Annotated in this window: 7 protein-coding genes; 5 read left to right on the forward strand and 2 right to left on the reverse strand. The window is 57.7% G+C overall.

Features of this window, described 5'->3' with window-relative positions; all coding sequences use genetic code 11:
* Positions 1-792: DEAD/DEAH box helicase (locus ACTG34_RS12205; RefSeq protein WP_439105162.1), on the reverse strand; the 792-nt coding region annotated here is incomplete at its 3' end.
* Positions 793-899: 107 nt separating this feature from the next.
* Between ACTG34_RS12205 and fsa the strand changes: the two genes are divergently transcribed.
* The 5 genes from fsa (at position 900) to ACTG34_RS12230 (ending at position 4672) form a co-directional block, all read left to right on the forward strand.
* A complete protein-coding gene (fsa, locus tag ACTG34_RS12210) occupies positions 900-1553 on the forward strand; it encodes a fructose-6-phosphate aldolase (protein ID WP_439105163.1) in 654 nt (217 codons plus the stop codon).
* 195 nt (positions 1554-1748) lie between these two features.
* Complete coding sequence (locus ACTG34_RS12215) at positions 1749-2474, forward strand: DUF484 family protein (RefSeq protein ID WP_439105164.1); 726 nt, start codon at positions 1749-1751, stop codon at positions 2472-2474.
* On the forward strand, positions 2471-3403 hold the full coding sequence (locus ACTG34_RS12220; RefSeq protein ID WP_439105165.1) for a tyrosine recombinase XerC: 933 nt from the start codon (positions 2471-2473) through the stop codon (positions 3401-3403). The genes ACTG34_RS12215 and ACTG34_RS12220 overlap by 4 nt, the downstream gene beginning before the upstream one ends.
* A 76-nt stretch (positions 3404-3479) precedes the next feature.
* A complete protein-coding gene (locus ACTG34_RS12225; RefSeq protein WP_439105166.1) occupies positions 3480-4175 on the forward strand; it encodes a CDP-alcohol phosphatidyltransferase family protein in 696 nt (231 codons plus the stop codon).
* Positions 4176-4327: 152 nt separating this feature from the next.
* Positions 4328-4672, forward strand: a complete 345-nt coding sequence (locus ACTG34_RS12230; protein WP_439105167.1) for a hypothetical protein — start codon at positions 4328-4330, stop codon at positions 4670-4672.
* Between the two features lie 91 nt (positions 4673-4763).
* Here ACTG34_RS12230 and ACTG34_RS12235 read toward each other — a convergent pair.
* Positions 4764-4948: hypothetical protein (locus ACTG34_RS12235; protein ID WP_439105168.1), on the reverse strand; the 185-nt coding region annotated here is incomplete at its 5' end.

Raw genomic sequence — 4948 nt, forward strand, 5'->3', positions numbered from 1 at the left:
GCGGGTCAGAAATTCCGCCGTCAACGCAATCTCAGGCAATAACACAAGCGCCTGCCGCCCCTGCGACAAACATTCCGCGACCGCCTCTAAATACACTTCGGTTTTGCCCGACCCTGTGACGCCCTTGAGCAGGGTCGTCGAATAGGTCTGTGCCGCCACCGCAGCGCGCAACGCCTTGGCCGCGTTTTCTTGTGGCCCGCTCAAGTCTTTGCCCGCTTGTGTCGGATCAAGGCGCCCGTAGGGTAGATCACGCGGGGTGTCTTCCTCGAACACCACACCTTGTGGCACCAGCCCTTTGATCACCGAGGGCGTCACCCCCGCCGTATCCGCCAACTCCTTGAGCGTAAAGGCCAGCCCGCCATACTCGTCCAACACGTCAAGCACCCGCGTACGCGCCTCTGTTTCGCGCGCTGGCCGCCCCGCACCGCGCCGGTACACCTTTTGCATCGACGGCGGGTTCATCAATCCGGGCGCACGAGTGGCAAGCCGCAACATCGCGGCGCGCGGCGTCAGAGTATAATCCGCAACCTTTTCCAAAAACGACCGCATCTCATCACGCATCGGCGCCACGTCGAGCACATTGGAAATTGCCCGTGCTTTGGATAAATCAAATCCGCCGCGCCCCGCGCCCCAAACACAGCCCAACACCTTGCGCGGGCCAAGTGGCACTTCGACAAACGCGCCCAACTCCACACCCCCGACAGGAGCCTTGTAGTCAAGGCTGCGATCAATCGGCTCACAGGTCAGCACGGCGACCAAAGTGCCTTCGGGGAAAAAATGTGTTTGGCTCATAGGTGTTAAATAGGCGTTTTGTACGAGGGGTGCCAGAACCCCTTTCTCCGCGCGCTCGTTTGCATTATGTCTGTGGCGAAATCTGGCGACATAAAGGAGCTACCCACATGAAATTTTTTGTTGATACCGCTGACGTCGATGCGATCCGTGAACTGAACGATCTTGGATTTGTTGATGGCGTGACGACCAACCCGTCCTTGATCAAGAAATCGGGCCGTGACATTCTTGAAGTCACCAAAGAGATTTGCGATCTGGTCGACGGTCCTGTGTCCGCCGAAGTCACCGCACTCGATTATGACGGCATGATTGCCGAGGGTCGCAAACTGGCAACGATCGCAGACAACGTTGTGATCAAATTGCCGCTCACCCTCGACGGTCTCAAAGCCTGTAAAACACTGTCGAACGAAGGCCACAAAATCAACGTGACCCTGTGTTTCTCCGCGAACCAAGCGTTGCTTGCGGCGAAATCCGGCGCGACTTACATCTCCCCCTTCGTGGGCCGTCTCGATGACATCAACATTGATGGCCTCGACCTGATCGAAGATATCCGCACCATTTACGACAACTACGGATACACAACCGAAATCCTCGCCGCCTCGATCCGCACCGTCAACCACATCTCCGATTGTGCGAAAATTGGCGCCGACGTCATCACCGCCCCTCCCGGCGTGATCAAATCCATGGCAAACCACGTGTTGACCGACAAGGGTCTGGCGCAGTTCGTGGCCGACATCAAAGAGGCCGGCATCAAGATTCTCTAATCTTGCCTCGACCCAATCTATTGAAACGCCCCCATGCCTCACCGCGCGGGGGCGTTTTTGCATCTGGCGCGTGCAAACCCGCCACAGACAAGCCGCACAGCACCGCCGTTAACCTTTAAACCATTGATCCGCGCGGCACACTCGGGGCATATTGCCCCAAATAGACCGAACAATCGGCAAGCAGTGAGACGAGCTATGACAAACCAGTTCCCCAAAGCGATTGCGCCGTTGGACGATGCGTTGCGTGAAAAGATCATTTCCGATCCCGATCTGATCCTTGATGATCTCGACGTGATGCGCGCCCTCGTTTCGGCCAATGAGAATGCCGCCAGTGGCAACGTGGTTGATTTGCGCGGCATTGCAATGGACCGCTTGGAGAACCGTCTTGATCGCCTTGAGGATACCCACCGTGGTGTTATCGCTGCGGCCTATGAAAACCTCGCGGGCACCAACCAAATTCACCGTGCGGTTTTGTGCCTACTTGAGGCGCGCGATTTCAAAGACTTCCTGACCCGTATTGGAACTGACATCTGTGACATCTTGCGCGTCGACGCCGTGAAACTCTTGTTGGAAACCGAAGTCGACGAGGATGTGCCCGCCCTTCGCAGCCTTGGCGATGTGATCGTCACCGCCGAACCGGAATTCGCCAAGGCCTATGTCACTCTTGGCCGCAACATCCCGATGCGCACGGTCACCCTGCGTCAGGTCTCCCCTGACACCGATATGATTTATGGCGACCACGCCGCCGACATCCGCTCCGAGGCCTGTATGATGCTCGACCTCGGTGAGGGGCGCTTGCCGGCACTTTTGGTGTTTGGCTCCGAGGATCCGCACTTGTTTCGCGCGGCACAAGGCACCGATTTGCTCGCTTTCTTTTCCGGCACATTTGAACGTTTGATGCGCCGCTGGCTTCAAGAATGAGCCTCGCACCGACAGGAGGGCTACGCGCCGCTCTTGGCGATTGGCTCGATCATGAACGCGCCCTCAAGGGCGTGGCAGACAACACAATCACCGCGTATTCCACCGATGTGGCGGGGTGGTTGTCATTCTTGATGGCGCACCACGGTGAGGGGTTCGGCATCTCCAAATTCAAATCGCTGACGATATCCGACATGCGCGCATGGATGGCACATGAACGTGGGCGCGGCTCACAGCCTCGGTCGCTGGCGCGGTCACTCTCTGCCGTTAAGGGATTCACGCGATGGCTGGCCGAGCGCGAAGGCTTTGACGCCACCGCAATTTTGTCCACCCGCTCGCCAAAGTATCAACGCAAATTACCCCGCCCGTTGTCCGCCGATGCCGCGAAAGACATGATTGGCACGGTCGCGATGCAACACGACGAGCCGTGGATTGCCGCCCGCGACAGCGCTGTGATTACGGTCCTGTATGGGTGCGGGCTGCGTATCTCTGAGGCCTTATCGCTAACGGGCGCGGATGTGCCCTTGGCCGATGTAATCCGTATCGTTGGCAAAGGTGGCAAGGAACGTGTCGTTCCGGTACTGCCCGCCGCTCGCGCTGCCGTTGACGCCTATGTGCGGCTGTGCCCCTACGATCTGGCACCAACACAACCGCTGTTTCGCGGCAAACGTGGCGGGGCGCTCAATCCGCGTCAAATCTCCAAAGTGACAGAGGCCGCGCGGATGCAACTTGGCCTGCCCTCCACCGTCACGCCGCACGCCATGCGCCACTCGTTTGCCACACATTTGTTGAACGCAGGTGGAGATCTACGCGCGATCCAAGAGTTGCTTGGCCATGCCTCGCTGTCCACCACCCAAGCCTACACAGCCGTTGATGCCGCGCGCCTCTTGGAGGTCTATGAAAACGCCCACCCCCGCGCAAAATCACTCTAAAGCGCGGATCACATTTGGCAGGTGTGGCATATCGTAAGGCTTGCAACGCCCCGCAACATCGACCATCACGGACCGTATGACCCAGTTCAAACACTCCGCCAAGGCCAACAGCGTCCACATCTTGACCGCAATAGGCGCGACACTCGCGATGCTTGCGCTGTTTTCAGCCGCCCAAGGGCAGTGGCGCGCGATGTTTTTATGGATTTTGGCCTCAATGATTGTCGATGGTATCGATGGACCGCTGGCGCGCCATTTTGACGTCAAAACCCATGCACCCCGAATCGATGGCGTCATCTTGGATTTGGTCATCGATTTTTTGACGTGGGTGTTCATTCCCATATTCGCGCTGTTCCAATCGGGCCTCTTGGCCGGATGGACGGGGTGGTGTCTCGCCCTCATCGTCACCCCCGCCTCAGCGCTCTATTTTGCAGACACCCGCATGAAAACGTCCGACGGATCGTTTGAGGGCTTTCCCGGCGCGTGGTCTATGGTTGCCTTGGTCTTTTTGGCATTGGAGCCACCCACGTGGGTGATGGTGACAACAATCGCTATTTTGACCCCCGCGATGTTCCTGCCGTTGCGGTTCGTCCATCCCGTACGCACGCCACAGTGGCGTTGGATCACCCTTCCCATGACACTGATCTGGACGGCTGCTGCGGCGATTTTGATGGCTGGGCACCACACAACCGCGCTCACACTCGCCCTGAGTCTCAGCTCGGTCTATTTGCTGTTTGCGGGCATGGCCCAACAGATTTTGGCGCGAAAAGCCTAAAACAACACCCGACTTAACTCGTATTTGATGCAAGTTTGCGCACTGTGCCGCGTGATCTAAGCCACGCGTTAAACTATTTGCGCGACACTTAGCGCGTGGGATATCTCCCGCAACGTTTGGGTGGACGGGTCCGCTCGGTGAACGGATGAATCATGAATATCTCGATGGGGCCGGCCTATGTCGCAAATCCCTACATCGCACCGGCCCAAGCCCCGACAAGCGTGGGCAGCGCGTCACACTCAAGCGGCGCAATTGCGGGGCCCAAGCGCGAAGGCGCGCCACCAAACGGCCAGCCGCCCAACGGAGCACCCCCAAACGGTGCGCCGCACAATGGTCCACCACCAAGCAAATCAGCCGAAACAGGATCTGATGCACAATCCTTGTTCGACGCATTGGTCGCGGATGACACCGAAGAAGACGCAGGTACCCTAGCCGCAAACAACGCCAATGCCCTGTACAACGAAATGCAGGCTCTGATCTTGTCAAACGCGGTTTAAGTCGCACACGCCCCCATCGCCAACACTTCGCGACGATAGAGCATCGGTGCGGCCAAGGTGCGCCGCACACCATACAAAGCATACCCAAATTTCAGAAAATACGACTTAATTTCAGTCCGTTAACATTAAATGCAATCGAATTTCCTAAACTGGCCTTAACGCAGATGAGGTTTCTTACGCGGGCAGGATGCACCTGCTCCAGAAAGGAATCTACAATGCAAACTCTTGAAACTTCCCCCGTTGGCGCGCCCGCCATTGGGACGACTGCACCCGCCA

The sequence above is a fragment of the Celeribacter marinus genome, from assembly GCF_965656515.1.
In the GTDB taxonomy this organism is placed as follows: Bacteria; Pseudomonadota; Alphaproteobacteria; order Rhodobacterales; family Rhodobacteraceae; genus Celeribacter; species Celeribacter marinus_D.

Coding starts and splice junctions, on each gene's coding strand:
- fsa (WP_439105163.1), top strand. CDS start 900: ATGAAATTTTTTGTTGATACCGCTGACGTCGATGCGATCCGTGAACTG.
- ACTG34_RS12215 (WP_439105164.1), top strand. CDS start 1,749: ATGACAAACCAGTTCCCCAAAGCGATTGCGCCGTTGGACGATGCGTTG.
- ACTG34_RS12220 (WP_439105165.1), top strand. CDS start 2,471: ATGAGCCTCGCACCGACAGGAGGGCTACGCGCCGCTCTTGGCGATTGG.
- ACTG34_RS12225 (WP_439105166.1), top strand. CDS start 3,480: ATGACCCAGTTCAAACACTCCGCCAAGGCCAACAGCGTCCACATCTTG.
- ACTG34_RS12230 (WP_439105167.1), top strand. CDS start 4,328: ATGAATATCTCGATGGGGCCGGCCTATGTCGCAAATCCCTACATCGCA.